The organism is Halomonas sp. DP5N14-9, from assembly GCF_019802175.1.
GTDB lineage: Bacteria > Pseudomonadota > Gammaproteobacteria > Pseudomonadales > Halomonadaceae > Halomonas > Halomonas litopenaei.
On the sequence record NZ_JAHVHR010000002.1, the window covers coordinates 412,375 to 430,917 of the forward strand.

The 18,543-nt window shown below is 66.6% G+C and carries 14 protein-coding genes; 7 read left to right on the plus strand and 7 right to left on the minus strand.

The annotated features are described in order from the left end of the window. Positions 1 to 90: 90 nt before the first annotated feature. Together KUW00_RS03440 and zapE are read right to left on the minus strand one after the other, a co-directional pair. Complete coding sequence (locus KUW00_RS03440; RefSeq protein ID WP_261391953.1) at positions 91 to 585, minus strand: GNAT family N-acetyltransferase; 495 nt, start codon at positions 583 to 585, stop codon at positions 91 to 93. A gap of 110 nt (positions 586 to 695) precedes the next feature. Beyond that, positions 696 to 2,006, minus strand: coding sequence for a cell division protein ZapE (gene zapE, locus KUW00_RS03445; RefSeq protein WP_222568230.1), 1,311 nt, complete (start codon positions 2,004 to 2,006; stop codon positions 696 to 698). 153 nt (positions 2,007 to 2,159) lie between these two features. Between zapE and KUW00_RS03450 the strand changes: the two genes are divergently transcribed. Together KUW00_RS03450 and KUW00_RS03455 are read left to right on the plus strand one after the other, a co-directional pair. Then, entirely contained in the window at positions 2,160 to 2,750 is a 591-nt protein-coding gene (locus KUW00_RS03450) for a DUF2946 family protein (protein ID WP_222568231.1), read from the plus strand. Positions 2,751 to 2,823: 73 nt separating this feature from the next. Beyond that, positions 2,824 to 4,197 carry a PepSY-associated TM helix domain-containing protein gene (locus KUW00_RS03455; RefSeq protein WP_222568232.1) on the plus strand — a complete coding sequence of 458 codons (1,374 nt, stop codon included), beginning with the start codon at positions 2,824 to 2,826 and terminating at the stop codon, positions 4,195 to 4,197. 209 nt (positions 4,198 to 4,406) lie between these two features. On the opposite strand, the gene KUW00_RS03460 is transcribed toward KUW00_RS03455, so the two are convergent. Further along, positions 4,407 to 5,336: a DUF808 domain-containing protein gene (locus KUW00_RS03460; protein ID WP_108131280.1), complete on the minus strand. Its 930-nt coding sequence runs from the start codon at positions 5,334 to 5,336 to the stop codon at positions 4,407 to 4,409. 95 nt (positions 5,337 to 5,431) lie between these two features. Between KUW00_RS03460 and KUW00_RS03465 the strand changes: the two genes are divergently transcribed. The 5 genes from KUW00_RS03465 to KUW00_RS03485 all read left to right on the plus strand — a co-directional run bounded on the left by KUW00_RS03465 (position 5,432) and on the right by KUW00_RS03485 (position 13,521). Next, a complete protein-coding gene (locus tag KUW00_RS03465) occupies positions 5,432 to 5,806 on the plus strand; it encodes a hypothetical protein (protein WP_261391954.1) in 375 nt (124 codons plus the stop codon). Between the two features lie 270 nt (positions 5,807 to 6,076). Then, complete coding sequence (gene wecB, locus KUW00_RS03470; RefSeq protein ID WP_315901103.1) at positions 6,077 to 7,222, plus strand: non-hydrolyzing UDP-N-acetylglucosamine 2-epimerase; 1,146 nt, start codon at positions 6,077 to 6,079, stop codon at positions 7,220 to 7,222. Continuing rightward, the gene (locus KUW00_RS03475) at positions 7,215 to 9,407 is read left to right on the plus strand and encodes a glycosyl transferase family protein (RefSeq protein ID WP_222568234.1); all 2,193 of its coding nucleotides are present in this window, start codon (positions 7,215 to 7,217) and stop codon (positions 9,405 to 9,407) included. Before wecB ends, KUW00_RS03475 begins: the two co-directional genes overlap by 8 nt. Beyond that, positions 9,404 to 12,553 (plus strand): NfrA family protein, encoded by a 3,150-nt coding sequence (locus KUW00_RS03480; RefSeq protein WP_222568235.1) that lies wholly within the window; start codon positions 9,404 to 9,406, stop codon positions 12,551 to 12,553. The genes KUW00_RS03475 and KUW00_RS03480 overlap by 4 nt, the downstream gene beginning before the upstream one ends. 44 nt (positions 12,554 to 12,597) lie before the next feature. Then, entirely contained in the window at positions 12,598 to 13,521 is a 924-nt protein-coding gene (locus KUW00_RS03485; protein WP_213228173.1) for a DUF4434 domain-containing protein, read from the plus strand. Between the two features lie 78 nt (positions 13,522 to 13,599). Here the strand turns inward: KUW00_RS03485 and astB are convergent, their stop codons facing one another. Genes astB through KUW00_RS03505 form a run of 4 tightly spaced genes read right to left on the minus strand, consistent with a single transcriptional unit; the run spans position 13,600 to position 18,543 of the window. After that, positions 13,600 to 14,955 (minus strand): N-succinylarginine dihydrolase, encoded by a 1,356-nt coding sequence (astB, locus tag KUW00_RS03490; RefSeq protein WP_213228275.1) that lies wholly within the window; start codon positions 14,953 to 14,955, stop codon positions 13,600 to 13,602. 5 nt (positions 14,956 to 14,960) lie between these two features. Beyond that, positions 14,961 to 16,430 (minus strand): succinylglutamate-semialdehyde dehydrogenase, encoded by a 1,470-nt coding sequence (gene astD, locus KUW00_RS03495; protein WP_222568236.1) that lies wholly within the window; start codon positions 16,428 to 16,430, stop codon positions 14,961 to 14,963. Further along, positions 16,430 to 17,473, minus strand: a complete 1,044-nt coding sequence (gene astA, locus KUW00_RS03500) for an arginine N-succinyltransferase (protein WP_045990904.1) — start codon at positions 17,471 to 17,473, stop codon at positions 16,430 to 16,432. The genes astD and astA overlap by 1 nt, the downstream gene beginning before the upstream one ends. Then, positions 17,473 to 18,543, minus strand: coding sequence for an arginine N-succinyltransferase (locus KUW00_RS03505; RefSeq protein ID WP_108131271.1), 1,071 nt, complete (start codon positions 18,541 to 18,543; stop codon positions 17,473 to 17,475). Before KUW00_RS03505 ends, astA begins: the two co-directional genes overlap by 1 nt.

Below are 18,543 nucleotides of genomic sequence, written 5' to 3' on the forward strand. Positions count from 1 at the left end.
CACACCTTCGTTTTTTATAAAAAATTCAACCAGATAACTTCCGAAAAAGACTGTTTGAGCACAGTCCATCCTCCGACAAACCTTTTCACTTCACCCATCAATCAGCCGCCGCCGCAAGATGGTGACCCGCTCACCCAGGTAGTCGAGCTCTTCGAGCTCCTCCCACCCCAGCCGGCGATACAGTGACTGCTGATCCGGCGTGTAGAGGTGAAGCCATTCGATGCCGTGGTCGCGGGCCTCCCGCTCCACCCGCCGTACCAGTGCGGAGGCGAGCCCCTGACCGCGTTGTTCGGGCGGCACGTAGACCGAGGCGAGCCACGGCGACAGTTCCCGGCGAATGCTCATGTCATCCGGCGACAGGCTCGCCGTGCCCAGGGCCTGCCCCTCCTTCATCGCCACGAACACCGAGGGCACCCCGGCCGGACCGCACATCTGAGCCACCGCCTGTCGCCAGCCGGCGATGTCGGCCTCCGGATGCAGGTGCCCCCAGGCGTCAAAGGTCCAGTCGGCGACCTGGTCAAGCTGTTGCGAAGCGGCGCTCAAGCGCTCGATGGTGATCCCGTTCATCTGTCGATTTTCGTCCATTGCTGTCCACTTCCGTCTATTGCCGTTCACTTGTGAGCGTTGTTGTCCTTGCCGACACTTTTCGACGGCGCCTGCCAAGCGCGGCCTCGCCCAGGCTGACGCCGGAAGGATCAAGGCAACCGGCGCTGCCCGAAGCGCGCCAGCTGCATTTCGCCAAGCCGGCTCAGGGTGCGCCGGAAGGCAAACGCCAGATAGCCGTCGGGATAAAGCTCCTCCATCGCCACCGACGCCTCGATCACCAGCGGTACCCGGCGGTCGTAGCATTCGTCGACCAGGGCAATAAAGCGACGCACGCTGTCGTCCCTGGCTCCCAGCGGCGGCAGTACGCGATCACCGGCGGCCACCCGCTCACTGGCGTCTTCGGTACCCCGAGCGATGGGACGCGGAGCGCCCGGTCGCCGATCCGGCGCGGCTCTGCCGTCGCTGTCATCCTCATCAGGCCTGGAAGCCAGGCACGGCACCTCCCCCAGCAACAGCGTATCGAAGCGATCACATAGCGCGATAAAGTCGAGCGCCGCCAGCGGCGCCTCGCACAGGGCCGCGAAGTCGCACCAGAGTACCTGGCCTTCGAGGCCTCTGGCCTCCAGCTTGCGGCCACCAAGCGCCAGTGTTCGGGGCGTCGCCGCCCTGCCGCTCAGCCGAACAAACTGCTCGGACAGAATGCCGGGGTCGCCGGCCCTACGCACAAAATAGCGCTGGTGAACGTCGCCGGGATGGCGGCGATGATCCTGACCGCCATCCAGTTCGAGCACCTGAAGATGGGCCTGCATGGCGGCGATGGCCGGCAGGAAACGCTCGCGATTGAAGCCATCGCGATAGAGCTCGGCCGGCGGCTGGTTCGAGGTAGCCACCAGCGTCAGGCGTCTGGCGAACAGCTGCTGCATCAGCCCGCCCAGCAGCATGGCGTCGGCGATGTCCTCGACGAACACCTCATCGAGACACAGCACCCCGACCTCGGCGGAAAGCTCCTCGGCGAGCCTTGCCAGCGGGTCGGGCTGTCCGCGCCAGTAAAACTGACGCTGGTGCACCCAGCGCATGAAGTGATGAAAGTGCCAACGACGCACCGTCACCGGACTGCATTCGACGAACAGATCCATCAGCCAGGTCTTGCCACGACCCACCGGCCCCCAGAGGTACAGGCCCCGGCTCGTCACGCCGCCAGCGAGCTCCTGCTGCAATGCGTCCAGCGCCTCGACCGCCCGGGCCTGGGCGGCATCGGCAACCAGATGTCCCTCCTCCAGCAGCGCCTGATAGCCCAGCGACAACGGCTGACATCGAGACTGGTTCAACGGCCCATGGAGCGGCCGATCCAGCCGTTGGCTGCCAAGCGATGGCGCCTCTCGGTCCGGCCCAGGATGCGGCCCCTGGCGCACATCGATCCATTCATCGATCTCTTCGCCTTCTTCAAAGCGGTCACCCATTGAAAGCTCCCTGGCTGGTGCTGCTGTCCCGTGTGCCCCTATTGCCGCCGGCACAGGTCCCTCGGAAGAGCATGCCTCCACCGTGGGCAAACGCCAGGCGCTGCACTATAGTGGCCCGTCTGCATATTCCCGATCGCTAAGGTTGCCTCTTTCATGCCCTCAGCCGCTCGTCTCTTGAGCTCCCGACCCCGCCGTCAGCGCCGGGTCTGCCTGCTGGCGGTGCTGGCCATGCTGATGCTGTTCGTAGGCCCACTGATCAGCCAGGTCCAGCGCCTGGCGATGGAGGACGAGGCCGGTCGACAACACCACCATGGACATGGTCACCACCAAGGCCTGGCTCAAGGCACCGGACAAGGCCATGCCCAGCATGATCCCACGCCGAGCGCCACGGAAGTAGAGGGGCACGGCGCGTTTGAGCCTGCCGCCGAGGGGGCGGTCGGCAAGGTCGAGGGGCACGGCACGTTTGAGCCTGCCGCCGAGGGGGCGGTCGGCAAGGTCGAGGGGCACGGCACGTTCGAGCCTGCCGCCGAGGGGGCTATCGGTGACGCCGGGCATCATCACCTGGCCGCCTGTGGCTACTGCGTACTGTTTGCCCAGGTGCCGTGGCTGGCCCTGCTGTTGCTGGTATTGGTTAGCCTGGCGCCGCGGGCCCCGCCGGCACGTTGTGCTGCAGGCATTCCCCCCGTTGTCAGCGGGCGCTTCCAGCGTCCGACTCCCCGCGCCCCTCCCGCGTCATTGTCGTGATCCATCGAGGCCACCGCCTCCAGAGCCACCGAACGGCATCGCCGTCGGCACCTCCGCCTCCAAGAGAATGACCATGACGACGCACGCGAAACCCGTTGCGCCGGCGCTGAAGACGCTGGTGATACGACTGCACTTCTATATCGGCCTGCTGGTCGGCCCCTTCATCTTCTTCGCCGCCCTCACCGGCACGCTCTATGCGCTGACCCCGGCACTGGAGCAGGCACTGTACCGGGACGCCCTGACCACCGGTTCGGACAGCGCTTCCGCGACCTTGGCCCGGCCATTGTCACGCCAGATCGCGGCGGCCCAGGACTATCTCGATGATTCCGCCCTGCCCAGCGCCGTGCGCCCGGCCCCCGAACCCGGCGCCACCACCCGGGTGATGTTCGCAGACCCAAGCCTAGATGCCGGCGAACACCGGGCCATCTTTGTCGACCCGCAAAGCCTCGAAATCCGTGGCGACATGACTGTCTACGGTACCAGTGGGGTACTGCCGCTACGCCGGATCATCGACCAGATCCACCGCAGCCTGATGCAGGGCGATCCCGGCCGCCTCTACAGCGAGTTGGCCGCCTCCTGGATGTGGCTCGCCGCCCTCGGCGGACTGGCCATCTGGGCGGTCACTCCCTCGCCCCAAGTGCAGCCCGGCAAGCAGACCCGCACCGCCCGTCGCTTGCGCACCCGCCGACGCCACAGTCTGCTGGGGCTGTTCCTGCTGGTCGGCCTGCTGGCCCTGTCGGCCACCGGCATGACCTGGTCGAAGTACGCCGGCGACAACTTCTTCACCATGCTCAAGGCCGCGGGCTGGGGGACGCCTCGGGTGTCCCAGTCGCTTCAGGCCCACGACGTCGCCTACGACGCACACGCCGACCACGCCATGCCCGGCGCTCACCCGACCGTGTCGGGGTCGCTTGAGGCCTTCGACGCGGTCGAACGCCAGGCCCGTGAGGCTGGCCTCGACGCCGGCAAGATCGAGTTGCTGGTGCCCGGCGACAATCAGGCCTGGAAGGTGCGCGAGATCGACCGTAGCTGGCCGTCCCAGGTGGACGAGGTGGCAATCCATCCGCAAAGCTTTCAGGTGCTGGATCAGGTGAGCTTCAACGACTACCCGCCTACGGCCAAGCTCACCCGCTGGGGCATCGACGGCCATATGGGCATCCTCTTCGGCCTGCCCAACCAACTGCTGCTGGCCGCCCTCGGCATCGGCATCATGACCATGGTCGGCTGGGGCTACGCCATGTGGTGGCGCCGCCGTGCCCTGACCCGCGACAGCCAGACGCTGTGGCAGGCCCTGCTGGAACTACCGCTGTCGGTGCTGGCGCTCATTTCGCTGGTGGCGCTGCTGCTGGGCCTGGCGATGCCGGTAATGGGGGTAAGCCTGGTGATATTCCTGACGGTGGACGCCCTGCGTACCCTGGTCGCGGCACGCCGACGCGCTACCGGCTAGGCCCCACATCAGTAAAGACAGGAAAGGGCCATCGGCAAAGCCAGGAAAAGGCCATCCACCACACAAGAAGGGCGACCCACGGGTCGCCCTTCTTGCTTGATGCCAGGAGCACACTCCGCCCCTGTCTACCTATCCGCGATCAGTGGCCCTTGCCCCTGAGCCGCGCCCACGGCCAGGACGAACGAAGCATGATCGACCAGCATTGACATTCAGTGGCCCTTGCCCCGAAGCCGCTGGACGCCGGTCCAGACGGCCACCAGGGCAGCACCCACGGCCAGGCCGAACAGGCCGTTCCCCAGCATTGGCACCAGCCCGTGCATGATGGCGTCGAGGCCGGGAAGGGCTACCTCGGTCTCGGCCAGCCCCTCGATCCAGTGCCCGACCACCGGGATGCCGTGGGCAAGAATGCCACCGCCGACCAGGAACATCGCCAGGGTGCCGAAGATCGACAATCCCTTCATCAATAGCGGTGCGCCCTTGAGCAGTCCTCGGCCCAGGGCCTGTGCCAGGCCGCCGTCCTTCTGCGTCAGGTAGAGCCCCAGGTCGTCGAGCTTGACCAGCCCCGCCACCAGGCCGTAGACGCCCACGGTGATCAGCAGGCCGATGGCCACCAGCACCGCGATCTGCTGGCTCAGGGGGGCGGCGCTGACGGTGCCCAGCGCGATGACGATGATCTCCGCCGAGAGAATGAAGTCGGTGCGGATGGCGCCCTTGATCTTGTCGCGTTCAAAGGCCTTCATGTCGGTTTCGCCGTCGGCCAGCGCCGCCAGTCGCGCCTGGCGCTCCTGCTCGGCGTCTTCCTTGTGCAGGAACTTGTGGGCCAGCTTTTCGGCGCCCTCGAAGCACAGAAAGGCCCCGCCAAGCATCAGCAGTACCGTCACCAGCCAGGGCACGAAGGCGCTGATCAACAGCGCGCCGGGAATCAGGAAACACTTGTTGAACAGCGACCCCTTGGCCACCGCCCACACCACCGGCAGCTCGCGATCCGCCGCCACGCCGGTGACCTGCTGGGCGTTGAGCGCCAGATCGTCGCCGAGAACACCGGCGGTCTTCTTGGCCGCCACCTTGGTCATCACCGAGACATCGTCGAGCAGGGTGGCGATGTCGTCGATCAGGGTTAACAGGCTACTTCCAGCCACAGGGCATCCCTCCTTGGCCTGGGAAAACTTGGGTAGACTCAGCATAACCGCTCGGCCCCTTCGCCGCCGCAGCAATTGCCCTGGAGGTCTATGCCATGTCGCAAGCATCCACTGGAAAGCCGGCAGCATCAAAGGCCCATCCAGACTTGCCCGATGCCAGGCCGCAGCCGGCTTCAGATCCCGCTGCTGACGATCTGACAGCCGACAAGCTGACGCCCGACGACCTGGCGCTCTTGCTCGAAGGTGTGCCCGAGGGGTACAGCGAGGTGCACTACCGGGGACGCCGCTACGCCATGACCCGACGCACCTTCAACCGAGGGCGCTCGCTCAAGGTGTTCGCGCGGGAGTTGGGCGGCAACGATATGGTCAGTCTCAATGGCTACCTGACCGCTCGTGGGTGGCAACTGAAGCCTTGCGAGATGAGCGAGCACAAGGTGCTCGACTTCCTTGTGCATTGCAAAACCTGCTGACTGGCTGGCTGGGTCGTCCCGGGATTCGATTCCCGCCGCTGCTCTCTCTCCACGCTCGCCGCCACCCTCTCTCCAGGCTCGCCGCCACCCTCTCTCCCAAGAGTCGCTCCACCTCTCCCTTACGAGGTGTCGCCCTCTCGCCGCTTTCGGCAAAAAATATCCTTTTGTTGACCTAGATCACTGCGATGGCGCCCAGTTCGCACCGAAGTATGCTGAGATAATCAAAGAATACTTTACTCCGCTCCTATGGGACGTCTCATGCCTGTCGTCATGCTCGTTGTTGGAACCCGTCCCGAGGCGATCAAGATGGCCCCGGTCGCCCAGGCCATACAGGCATGCCCGGCACTGTCACTGCATCTGTGTGCCAGCGGCCAGCACGACGAGATGCTGTTCCAGGCACTGTCGCTGTTCGACCTCACGCCGGACAGCAATCTGGCGGTGATGAGACCAGCGCAGACCCTCAACGGTCTGATGCAGGCCATGATCCAGGCACTCGATCAGGTGATGTCCCGGGTGGCCCCCGACCTGGTGATGGTCCATGGTGATACCGCTACCTGCTTTGCCGCGAGCCTCGCGGCCTTCCACCGGCGGGTCCCGGTGGCTCACGTGGAAGCCGGGCTGCGCACCGGCAATATCGCGTCGCCCTGGCCGGAGGAGGCGTACCGCAGCATGGTGGCGCGTATCGCCCAGCGCCACTACGCCCCCACCGCGTCGGCGCGTCACAACCTGCTGCGTGAGCAGGTGGCACCGGATTCCATCCTGGTGACCGGCAATACCGTCATCGACGCCCTGGCCTGGATGAAAGACCGCCTCGACCGCCAAGGCTATCGCCCGGCAGCCCCCTCACCGCTTGCCGCGCTGCGCGACGACGCCAGGCTGGTGCTGATCACCGGCCACCGCAGGGAAAACCACGGCGATGGCATCCGTACCATCTGCACCGCCATCGCCGCACTCGCCGCTCGCTACCCGGACGTCGACCTGGTCTACCCGGTCCATCTCAACCCGGCGATCAAGGACGTCGTCGAACACGCCCTGGCGGGCATCCCCAACGTGCTGCTGGTGCTCCCCCAGGACTACCGTGACTTCGTCTGGCTGATGGGCCGCGCCTATCTGATCCTCACCGACTCCGGCGGCATCCAGGAGGAGGCTCCCGCCCTCGGTGTGCCGGTACTGGTGATGCGTGAGCACACCGAGCGATGCGATGCCCTGAGCGCCGGTACCGTCATCCTCACCGGCAGTGACAGCGACGCCATCGTGGCCGCCTCGGCGCTCCTGCTCGACGATGAAAAGGCGCGCCGGCGCATGGCCGCGATCCCCAATCCCTACGGTAGCGGCGACGCCGCCAGGCAGATCATCGCAGACCTCAACGATTGGCTTGTCCGCGCCGTCGAGACACTCGAGGCCGGCGATGCCTGAGTTATCCCCCGAGCTGTCACTGTGGCTGGTCGACGCCACCATCCATGTGCTGTACGCCCTGAAGTACGTCGCCATAACGCTGTGCCTGCTGATGCTGGCCATGGGCATCGATGATCTGTTTCTCGACCTGATCTACTGGACCCGGCGTAGCTGGCGCTACTGGTCGATCTATCGCGATAACCCCAGGGCCAACGAGGAGCGTCTCTATCAGGCCCGGGAGAAACCGCTGGCGGTCATGGTGCCGGCCTGGCAGGAAGTCGGCGTGGTCGGCCAGATGGCCCAGCTGATGGCCAGTACCATGGACTACGAGAATTATCAGATCTTCGTCGGCACCTACCCCAACGACCCCGAGACCCAGGCCGAGGTCGACGCGGTCTGCCAGAGCTTCAGCAACGTGCACAAGGTGGTCACGGTACGCCCCGGCCCCACCAGCAAGGCCGACTGCCTGAACAACATCATCGAGGCCATCGCGCGCTTCGAGAAGGCCGCCGGGATCGAGTTTGCCGGCTGCATCCTGCATGACGCCGAAGACGTCATTTCGCCGATGGAGCTTAGGCTCTACAACTATCTGCTGCCGGACAAGGACCCGATCCAGGTCCCGGTCTACCCCTTCCGACCACGCTGGTATCAGCTCTCCGGCGGCCACTACATCGACGAGTTCTCCGAGTACCACGGCAAGGACGTGCTGATTCGCGAGGCCATGTGCGGCCAGGTGCCCAGCGCCGGGGTCGGCACCTGCTTCAGTCGTCGTGCGCTGGCCCACTTGAGAGAGCTCAATGACGGCATCACCTTCGACATCTGGAGTTTGACCGAAGACTACGATATCGGCTTTCGCCTGCACGAAAGCGGACTGTCCTGTGTCTTCGTGCGCTACAGCGTCGAGCGCGACGAGCTGTCGCCTCGGCGCGAACAGGCCCACGGCCTGTCGATTCGTGACAGCAAGGTGATCTGTGTGCGCGAGCACTTCCCCACGGCGCTGGGCGCGGTGGTCCGGCAGAAGTCCCGCTGGATCACCGGTATCGTCTTCCAGGGTTATCAGCATCTGGGCTGGAGCCGCACCAACTGGCGTCTCAACTACTTTCTGTGGCGCGACCGTCGTGGCCTGGTGGCCTACCCCCTGGCGCTGGTCGCCACCCTGCTGATGCTGGTATTGGCAGGGCTTTGGCTGTACGCCGTGCTGTCGCCACAGGCCTGGCACTTCCAGTCGATCCTCGGTGGCTGGCTGCTGGAGACCCTGCTCACCATCAATGGCCTGTTGCTGGTCAACAGGGCCTTCCAGCGCTTCTACTTCGTCAAGATCTACTACGGCTGGCGTCAGGGCCTGCTGTCCTTTCCACGCATGCTGTGGAGCAATCTGGTCAACTTTCTGGCTAACGTGCGGGCCTGGAAGCTTTTCTTCACCCGGGCGCGTCACCGCACCTTCGCCTGGGACAAGACCACCCACGACTTCCCCCAGCTCGACGACGCCGTGCAAGTCTCTCTCGAAGCCCTGTTGATCGAGGATGGCGTTGTCACCGCAAGCGATATCGAACGCATAGGTGTTGACGTCGGAGCACGTCGGCTACCCAGAGAGCTGATTGCACGAGACCTGGTGTCCGGGGCGACGCTGGCCAGGCTGGATGCCAGGCGGCGGGGCATCGCCAGCGTCGAGATCCATCCGCTGGTGCTGTCGCCCGCGCTGATCGACGCCCTGCCCCGGCATGTCGCCCTGCGCTACGCCACGCTGCCCATCGGCGAGAGCGGCGACAGCCTGATCATCGCCACCGAGACCGCCTTGAGTCCGGTCGCCATCGGCGCCATTGGCCGGCGCATCAAGCGTCCTGTCGAGCAGCGTCTGGTCCCGCTCGGTCGCGTCACCCTTGGCCTGCGCCACTGGTACCTGGGAGAGCTTGGCGACGTCGACCGGGACCGGCTGCTTGAACTGGATGCAGACGCCGACGCCGCACGCCTCGATGGTTACTGCGCTCACCAGTACCTGCTCGGAGAACTGTTGCTGGAGCAAGGGCTTATCACACCCGCCCTGTTCGGTCAGGCGATGATCGACTTCGATCCTGAACAGGGTCGTCTGGGCGACTTCCTTGTCGCACGCGGGATGATTACGTCGAATGATCTGGAGCGAGCGCTCGCGCTCCAGGCGGACCACCGCCGACAGGCGGCCCGCAGCCTCGAGGATGTGGCGGTATGAAGGCCAGGGCAATGTCGCTGCTGATCGCCGTGTCGCTGGCTCAGCTGCTGGCTCAGCCACCGGCCTGGGGGCTGAGCCAGTTCGAGGAGTTTCACAGCTACCCCTATCTCGACAAGGCCTACCGGGCAGCAGAACAGCGCGACTGGGCGCAAGTCCAGCAGCTGATGGAGCACCTGATCAGTCAGGTACCCGAGAACGTCGAGGCCTATCGCCTGCTGGCCCAGGCACTGGCGAAGCAGGGCAATCTGGATGGCGCCATGGCGGCGCTGGGGGCGCTGGACGCCAACGTGGCGGCGGTCCAGATCAATGCCCTGCGCCAGGCCTGGATCGCCGACGGCCACGCCAGCGAGGGCGAGTTGACGCTATGGCTCAGCGAAACGTCGGGCAGCGCCCGGGAGGCCCTGTGGAGCGCCCAGGCCGACTATCTGCGCGCAACCCGCGGCGCCCGGGCAGCGCTGGAATGGCTTGCTACGGTGCCCGCCCGGCAGGACGCCCTGGCACAGGACCGCTACCGTGCCGCCCTGGCCGAGCAGATCCAGGACTGGAACGGCGTGATCGATGCGCTGGTGCCCCACGCCATGGAAGATACGCTGAACGACGACGACTGGCGACGCCTGTCGATCGCCATGATTCAGACCGATGATGCACGCGGCATCAATGCCGTGATCGCCAGGCTTCCCGAGGGCGACGTCCGCCATTTCGTGCTGCGCGCAGGCGCCGATCGCGCCATCGCTCTCGGCTACCCCGGGATCGCCCAGCGCTGGCTGGCCACCCTGGAGCAGTCGGATCAGCTGGACGCCAGCGACACCCGCAAGCTGCTGCAGACCTCGCTGGCAGTGGGCGACACCGACAGGGTCCGCCAGATGGCCAGCCGCCAGGACATGGATTGCCTGACGCTGGTGAGCTGGCTCAGCGATCATGGCGACCCCGAGGCCTTGAGCACCTTCACCGAGTGCGACGCAAAGGAAGGTCCGCAAAGCTGGCTGATACTCGCCGATCGTCTCGATGCCCTCGACCTGCTGGAAACCACGGAACTGCCGGAGGCCTGGCACCAGCGACGCGATCGGGTGCTGCTGGATCGCTATCGCGCCGACGGGCTGGATGACAAGGCGCTGCGCCTGCTGACACGTCAGCCACAGACGCCGGCGATCCTGCGCGAGCGCGCCGAGTTGACCCAGCGGCTGGGACGCCCCGAGGCCGCCGAGCTATGGCAGCAGCACTATCATCTGACCGGCGATTCCGGCTCGCTTGAGCAGGCAAGCTATCTGTATCTGGCATCACAGCGGCCCCAGGCGGCCCGGCGACTGCTGGAGCAAGCCTTCAAGCTTGCCCCCGAGCGGCTATCGGCGACCTCACTGGCGCGACTGGCCCAGCTTTACGCCGACGACAATGCCGGCGTCACCGATTCAACGCTGGAAGCGCTGGTACGCCGGCCCCGACTGGCCGATACCGAGCGCAACAACCTGCTCGAGCAGCTTGCCCGCCACGATCGTTGCCCTGTCGTTCGCAGCGTGGCCGACGCCAGCACGCCACCCTGGGCGGCCCTCGGTATCTGCTCGCAAGACAGGCCCGCCCAGGCCGCCGCCTATTTTCAGAGGGCGCTGACACAGCTCACCCCGCGCCAGCCAGAAGCTGGCGCGGTGACGGCTGCAATGACGCAGCCAGAGATCCAGGCCCGCAAGCGACTGGCCTTCGCGCTGTTTGCCGCCGGCGACCCCGACGCCGCCTGGCGTCAGTGGCGAGCGTTCGAACGCGACGGCGCCAGCGACGGAGAACTCGACCAGGCAGACCGCCTGGCCGGCGCGCGCAGTGCCCTGGCAAGTGGCGACGCCGAGGGCGCCTGGCGCTGGTGGCCCGAGGATAGCGACAGCCCTGAGGCGAGGCTGCTCGGCGCGCGCATCGCCTTGGCCCGCCACGACGACGCCGGCGCCGTGGCGCTGGCCAGAGGCGCAGTGGCAGCCGCCGGCGGAAATCCCAAGACCGATGCCGCCGTCCTGGAAGGCGCGAGCCAAGTGGCCCGCCAGGCCGGAGACCCGACCCTCGCACGCCGCTGGCTGACCCAGGCCCAGGCGGCCTCGCCGGGCTCGCCAAGGCTTGCCCGGGAGCTGGGACTGACGCTCGCTGCAACGGAGGAAGCAGGTGCTCGGTCAGAGGCCATTGCGCTGCTGGAGCGCGCCCGTCCGGCCTATCCAGAGGACTACGTCAGCGCCGCCACCCTGGGAAACCTCTACAGCACCATTGGCGACAACGCCCGCTCCATGACGCGCATCGAGGACGCTATCGACCTGCAGCCCTTCGACCTGGCGGTGGGCGAGGACAGCCTCGAGGCCATGGCCGAGCGCCGCTACCGGCTGCGAAGGGCCCACGAGACGCTGACGCGGCGCGACCGGATCACGCTGACCAGCAGTTGGTCGCCAACCAGCCCGACGCCGGGGATACGCAGTGACCCATCGAACCACGATAACGACGACGATAGCGGCCACGATATCAACACCCAGGTGGTTCAATGGGACCACGCGCTTGGCCACGACCCGATCCACCAGGGACGGGAGCTGGCCGGCTACATGAGAGCCATCATCGGCGGCGATGATCGTGATGATTACGGGCGAGGACGCTCCCTGGGTCTGGGACTGCGGGCCAAGCCGTTGGCCCGTCACAACCTGAACCTGTACGCCGAGATATTCGCCGAGTCCCAGAAAAACGATGGCGAGCACACCGACTACAATCTGCTGCTGAGGGCCACCGGCTCCTTTCTGGATCAGGGCGATTACAGCAGCGAATGGCGCGCGAGCCAGGATCAGTGGAACGAGCGCTCGCTCTATCTCGACGCCGCCTGGTGGACCCAACGTGGCGATGTACAGCTGTTCGGCCGCTACCGCCAGGGCCGCACCTTCAAGCTGCCGACCCGTTCGGCCCAGACGCTGATGCCCTACGCCAGTCTCCAGGCCACCAGCCACGACACCACCAGCTGGGACGAAGATGTACGACTCGCCGCCGGACTGCGCTGGGAGCGGTGGTACGACGAGGATCACTACAACGCCTTTCTCCGCAAGCTGAGCGTCTCCACCGAGTACCAGCAATCCCTGGGGGGCAACCTCTACCAGGAACGCGACGGCTGGATGATCCATCTGGAGCTGAGCCTGTGATGAACTCAAGCATTCTTGTGGCCGGACACCTCAAAGGCACCGCGGTGCCAGTCCCATTCGCTGGCATTGTCGCGCCACTGACCCTGACGGTGGTCCTTGCCATCCCCGTGGGGACGGTCGCTGCCGCCGACGACAGCCCCCTGACAAGAGCCGCCGAGGCCTACCGCAGCGAAACCCTGTTCTACCAGCCTCAGAATCGCGATGCGACGCTCAGCCGACAGCAGTGGCAGACGCTGTGGCGGCGTACCCGCGAGAACGGCGTCCACACCTTGATCGTGCAGTGGACCCAGTACGGCGAAGAGACCTTCGGCGGCGCCGATGGCTGGCTGTCCAGCGCCCTGGTCGACGCTGAACGCCAGGGACTCGATCTGATTCTCGGTCTTTATCAGGACCCCGAATACTACGAAACCCTCCCCGACAACGCCCGCTTCCGTCACTACTGGTACCAGCAGTTGGCCAAGGCGCACGCGCGACAGCAGCAGATCCAGCGCCAATGGCCACTGACGCCGGTGGGCTGGTACCTGCCGGAAGAACTCGATGACTGGCTGTTTCGTGAACCCGGCGTACGCCAGGAACTGACGCGCCAGTTGGCCAGCGCCAGCCAACAACTGACGGGCCCGCTGCACCTGAGCATGTTCAGCGGAGGCTTCGTGACGCCAGGGGTCTACGCGGCCTGGGCCGAGGACATCACCGAAAGCGGCTGGCAGGTGTGGTGGCAGGACGACGAAGGCGCCCGCAACCTGGATCCGCCCATGCGCCAGGCCTACCGCGACGCCCTGAGCTGTCGCATCGGCGTCGTCCGCGAAGCCTTCGCCCGCACCAGCGCGACCGAATCCGACTTCCAGGCAAGCCCGGCGACCCCACGCCAACGCGGCAACGACTGCCATCCGGACGCGGTCTTTTCGCTGCGTTACATGCCCTGGGCAGAAGCGCTGCACCAAGGCCCACCTGGCGCTCTCGCTCAATAAAAAACCCCACCGGGGAGGGTGGGGTCGAATCGACAAACAGCAACCAGGATACGCGTGTTCATTTGAGCCCATCGCGGCTCAGTTGCCAGCTCCCTGGAAGGGGTACACAGGGCCCAGCGCGAGGAGGGACGTCAGCTCGTCCAGCGCCGCCAATGTCTCCTCGGCGAGTCTGGGGTCGGCCAGGTCTTCCGGTGCCAGACGCTCGCGATAGTGACGCTCGACCCAGGCGACCAGGTCGGCGTAGAGGGCGTCGTCGAGCAGCACCCGGCCGGACAGCGCCTCGCGCTCGGCCTGGCTCAGCACCACCCTGAGCCTCAGGCAGGCCGGACCACCGCCATTGCGCATGCTCTGCTTGACGTCCTTGACCACCACTTCGCCGATCGGGTTGTTGCCGGCCAGCAGGTGATCCTGGATGCACCGCCACACCGCCTCACGCTCCTGACACTCCCCCGGCACCACCAGGGTCATGCTGCCGTCGTCATTGGACAGAAGCTGGGAGTTGAACAGGTAGGAGGCCACCGCGTCCTCGAGGCTGACCGCCTCAAGCGGTACCCGCACCGGAATCAGCGGCGTCGACATCTTCTCGCGCAGCGCATCGAGGGTGGCCTCTTCGTCACGGAAGGCCAGCTCGTGGTAGAGCAGCACCGGGCCATTGCCCACGGCGATGACGTCGTTGTGGAAGACCCCGGCGTCGATGGCATCCGGATGCTGCTGGGCGTAGACCACTTGATGCTCGCCAAGTCCGTGCTGACGGGCGATGGCCTGGCTGGCCTCCAGGGTCTGGCGGGCCGGAAAGCGACGCGGCTCGACGCCGTCACCACCGAAGGCCTGACGCCCGTAGACGAACAGGTGCACCCCTGGCTCGCCGTGCTCGCCGCACAGCCGGGTGTGGTTAGCCGCGCCTTCATCGGAGAACGCCGGCGTCGCCGGCAGCACCGGGTGATGGGCGAAGTGGGCGGGATCGGCGAAGATCGCCGCCAGCACCCGACCGGTGGTCTCCGGCTCCAGAAAGCGGTGGAAGCTCGACTGCAGGTTGGCCGGGGTGAAGTGCACTCGACCGTCAGCGGCATCCAGGCTCGGCGTCACGGTGCCGGCGTTGGCCGTCCACATGCTGGAAGCAGAGCACACCGCGCGCAGCAGTTGCGGCGCCTGGCTGGCGGCCTGGGCCAGCACCTGACCGTTGTCGCCGGCAAAGCCCAGCGAGCGCAGCGCCCCCAGGTCAGGGCGCTGCTGCGGCGGCAGCACGCCCTGGACGTAGCCGGCGTCCTTCAGCGCCTTCATCTTGGCCAGGCCCTGCAGCGCCGCCTCGCGGGGATTGGACACCAGTCCCCCGTGGGACATCGACGCCACGTTGCCGTGGGCCAGCCCCGAGTAGTTGTGGGTCGGCCCCACCAGGCCGTCGAAGTTGACCTCGACCACGTCCCGCTGGCTCATATCGCTCACAGGCTCACCCCCGGCGGCAGCTTTTCGGGCAGATTCAGGGCTTCGCTCTCGACGGAGGCGACCGGGTAGGCGCAGTAGTCAGCTGCGTAATACGCACTGGGGCGATGGTTGCCGCTGTCGCCGACGCCGCCGAAGGGCGCGTCGCCGGAGGCGCCGGTGGTCTGGCGGTTCCAGTTGACGATACCGGCGCGGATGCGCAGCAGGAAGTCGTCCCAATCGGCCCGCTCACCACCGATCAGCCCGGCGGACAGGCCATAGCGGGTGTCATTGGCGAGTGCGATGGCGTCGTCCCAGCTCTGGTAGCGGTAGACCTTGAGCAGCGGCCCGAAGTGTTCCTCGTCCGGCACCTCGACCCCGGTCACATCGACGAGTCCCGGTGTCAGCAGGCTGGTGCCCGTCTCGACCTGGCGCATGCGCGACAGCACCTTGCCACCGCGAGCCTCCAGGTCTGCCTGAGCGGCGAGCAGCCCCTCGGCCGCCTCGACGCTGACCAGGCCACCGTAGAACGGCGCCTCCTCGGCAAAGGGCTCGGCCACGCGCAGGCGCTCGATGGCACCGCTCAGGGCGTCGATCAGGCGATCACCGGCCTCGCCCTCGGGCACGATCAGGCGGCGGGCACAGGTGCAACGCTGGCCCCCGGACAGAAAGGCCGACTGCAGGATGGTCAGCACCGCGGCGTCCTCGTCCGGCACGTCCTTGACCACCAGCGGGTTGTTGCCGCCGAGTTCCAGCGCCAGCACCTTGCCCATCTGGCCGGCGAACTGCTTGTGCAGAAGGCCACCGACCTTGGCGCTGCCGGTGAACAGGAGGCCGTCGATGCCGGCATCGGCGGACAGCGCCTGGCCGACCTGTGCCGCGCCCTGGACCAGGTTGATGACGCCCGCCGGCAAGCCGGCCTCGAGCCAGCACTGCAGGGTCAGATCGGCGGTCAGCGGGGTCTGCTCGCTGGGTTTGAACACCACGGTATTGCCGGCCAGCAGCGCCGGCACGATATGCCCGTTGGGCAGATGGCCGGGGAAGTTGTAAGGACCGAATACCGCCATCACGCCATGGGGGCGATGGCGCAGTACCGCTCGGGCGTCGCCCAGGTCACGCTCGCGCTCGCCGGTGCGCTCCTCGCGGGCACGGATGGACAGCGCCACCTTGCCGATCATGGCGCCGACCTCGGTGCGTGCTTCCCACAGCGGCTTGCCGGTCTCGTGGGCGATGCTGGCCGCCAGGTCCTCGCGGTGGCTTTCAAGCACGCCACGGAAGCGCTCGACCAAGGCTTCACGCTGCTCAAGCGAGGTCAATGCCCAGTCGGGAAAAGCCTTGCGTGCGCTGGCAACGGCCTGGGCGACCTGCTCGGCGCTGGCGGCCTTGCCCTGCCACAGCTCGGCGCCGGTGATCGGGTCGAGCTTGGTGAAGGCCTCGGCGTCGCCGGACATCCACTGTCCATCGATAAGCAATTGTTGTGTGGGTTGCATCACGCCTCCTCGTCGGAATTCAGCACGCGCAGGGTGTCGCCGGAGGCGACCTCCAGCCTGCGCGCCTCGTTGTCATTGAGCACCAGCACGCCGTCGGCGTCGGGACCGCGCCCGACCCAAGCGGCACGGAAGTCGGCCATGCGGGTGGTCGCCGCCAGCCACTGGGGCCGCTCGGCGCTGTCGGCGTTGGGGTCGACCTCGACACGCACGTGTCGCGACAAGCGCACGCCCTTGACGTCGTCGATGTAGGCCTCGACCGTGGGACCGCCGTCGAAGATGTCGATATAGCCTTCCCAGCGCAGCCCCTGCTTCTTGAGCATGGCCAGGGCCGGGCGGGTGTGCTCGTGGACCTGACCGATGCAGGCACGCGCCTGCTCCGAGAGAAACGGCGTATAGATCGGGAACTTGGGCATCAGCTCGCCGATAAAGCTCTTTTGGCCAAGGCCGGTCAGCCGATCCGCCTCGTTGAAGTCCATGGGGAAGAAGTTGGCCCCCAGGCAGTCCCAGAAGGCGCTGCGTCCGTTCTCGTCGAAGCGTCCGCGCATCTCGGCCAGCACCTTCTCGGGAAAACGATCGCGAAATTCGGCCATGAACAGCCAACGCATCATCGACAACAGCGCGCCGTTGCGCTGATGGCGGCGATCGGCACCCCGGAACTCCGGGCGCAGGAACAGCGAGGCGACCTCGGCGTCGCCGGTGTGATCCGAGCTCAGAAACAGCGTATCGACGGTGCGATGCAGGTCGAGCTGCTTGGACGAGTGCGCCAGGGTGCCCACGCGGTAGTGATAGAACGGCACTTCACGCCCGACCTGCCCCTCGATGGCGCAGCAGCCGGCCAGATGCCCGCTCTCCTCGTCTTCCAGCACGAAGAAGTAGAGACGCTGGTCCACCGGGGTCTGCTCGTTGAACGCGCTCGTGGCGGAGGCGATCTTGTCCGCCAGAAACTCGCGGTTGTCGGGAAGGGAGGTGAAGCCGACCCCGGTCTCCCGGGCCAGCGCCTGGAGTTCGTCCAGGTCCCCTTCCATGATCGGTCGCATGCGCATTACAGCTCTCCCTCATCGTAGCCCGGGTCGAGCCCGTCATCGCTCAGCCCCAGCGGTGCCGCCAGCACCGCACGTCCTTCTTCCACGCCCAGCAGTTCGGCGTGGGCCGGCGACAGCATCAGCTGGCCGGTGGGCGACAGCGCGTAGCGCGCCACCGTGCAGCAGAAGCCGTCCAGGCGCTGGTTGGCGACCATCGCAGGCTCGGCGTCGGGTAGAGCGTGCTCGGGGCGGATGCGTACCGGGTGCCAGGCGGCGCGACGGAAGGACTCGAGGCGCATGCGATCGCCCTTGATCACCGGGCCTGCGTCGAACAGGTCGACGTGGCGCGAGCGCAGGAAGCCCTCGGCCAGCATCTCTTCCAGCGCCGCCTCGTGGGCCGGGTGCTCGCGCCCGATGGCCGCCCGCGCCTTGGGCGTCAGCAGCGCCAGGTACAGCGGGAACTGCGGCATCACCTCGGCGATGAAGCTCTTCGAGCGCACGCCTGCGATGTAGTTGATCTCGTGGTAGTCGCGCACGAAGAAGTGGCGACCGACACTGTTCCAGAACGGCGACTCGCCGTCGTCGTCCAGATACCCCGGGAAGGCCATCGCCAGCACCTCGGCGAAGCGCTCGGGGTACTGGGCGATGAACATCAGCCGGGCGCGGCGCAGCAGGCTCTCGGCGCTGGTGCCCTTGTACCGCGGATCCAGCGACAGCGCGCACAGCAGGCTCGCATCCGAGACCTCATGGGACAGCGCCAGGGTCGGCACCTCACGGCGAACATTGAGCTGCTGCGAGGCGTGGATCAGGGTTTCCTGGCGATAGGTGTAGTACGCCTCGTTGGCCCCGGCCAGGGCGCGAATGGTCGCCGTACCGACCACCTCACCCCGCTCGCGATCCTCGAGCACGAAGGTGTAGTGCTCGTCGCCGGGCACCTCGGCCTCACTGGCAAACGCCCGCTGGGAGCGCGCGATGCGCTCTTCCAGGCGATCACGGTGGGCCGGCAGGTTGGTCAAACGTGGCTGGGCGGAACCCGCCAGGCGCTCCAGCGCCGGCAGGTCACCTAGCCGCACAGGGCGAACGGCCAGCAT

Coding starts and splice junctions, on each gene's coding strand:
- KUW00_RS03450 (WP_222568231.1), top strand. CDS start 2,160: ATGCCCTCAGCCGCTCGTCTCTTGAGCTCCCGACCCCGCCGTCAGCGC.
- astB (WP_213228275.1), bottom strand. CDS start 14,955: ATGAGCCAGCGGGACGTGGTCGAGGTCAACTTCGACGGCCTGGTGGGG.
- astA (WP_045990904.1), bottom strand. CDS start 17,473: ATGCGCATGCGACCGATCATGGAAGGGGACCTGGACGAACTCCAGGCG.
- zapE (WP_222568230.1), bottom strand. CDS start 2,006: ATGGGTGACCGCTTTGAAGAAGGCGAAGAGATCGATGAATGGATCGAT.
- KUW00_RS03480 (WP_222568235.1), top strand. CDS start 9,404: ATGAAGGCCAGGGCAATGTCGCTGCTGATCGCCGTGTCGCTGGCTCAG.
- KUW00_RS03455 (WP_222568232.1), top strand. CDS start 2,824: ATGACGACGCACGCGAAACCCGTTGCGCCGGCGCTGAAGACGCTGGTG.
- wecB (WP_315901103.1), top strand. CDS start 6,077: ATGCTCGTTGTTGGAACCCGTCCCGAGGCGATCAAGATGGCCCCGGTC.
- KUW00_RS03475 (WP_222568234.1), top strand. CDS start 7,215: ATGCCTGAGTTATCCCCCGAGCTGTCACTGTGGCTGGTCGACGCCACC.
- KUW00_RS03440 (WP_261391953.1), bottom strand. CDS start 585: ATGGACGAAAATCGACAGATGAACGGGATCACCATCGAGCGCTTGAGC.
- KUW00_RS03465 (WP_261391954.1), top strand. CDS start 5,432: ATGTCGCAAGCATCCACTGGAAAGCCGGCAGCATCAAAGGCCCATCCA.
- astD (WP_222568236.1), bottom strand. CDS start 16,430: ATGCAACCCACACAACAATTGCTTATCGATGGACAGTGGATGTCCGGC.
- KUW00_RS03505 (WP_108131271.1), bottom strand. CDS start 18,543: ATGCTGGCCGTTCGCCCTGTGCGGCTAGGTGACCTGCCGGCGCTGGAG.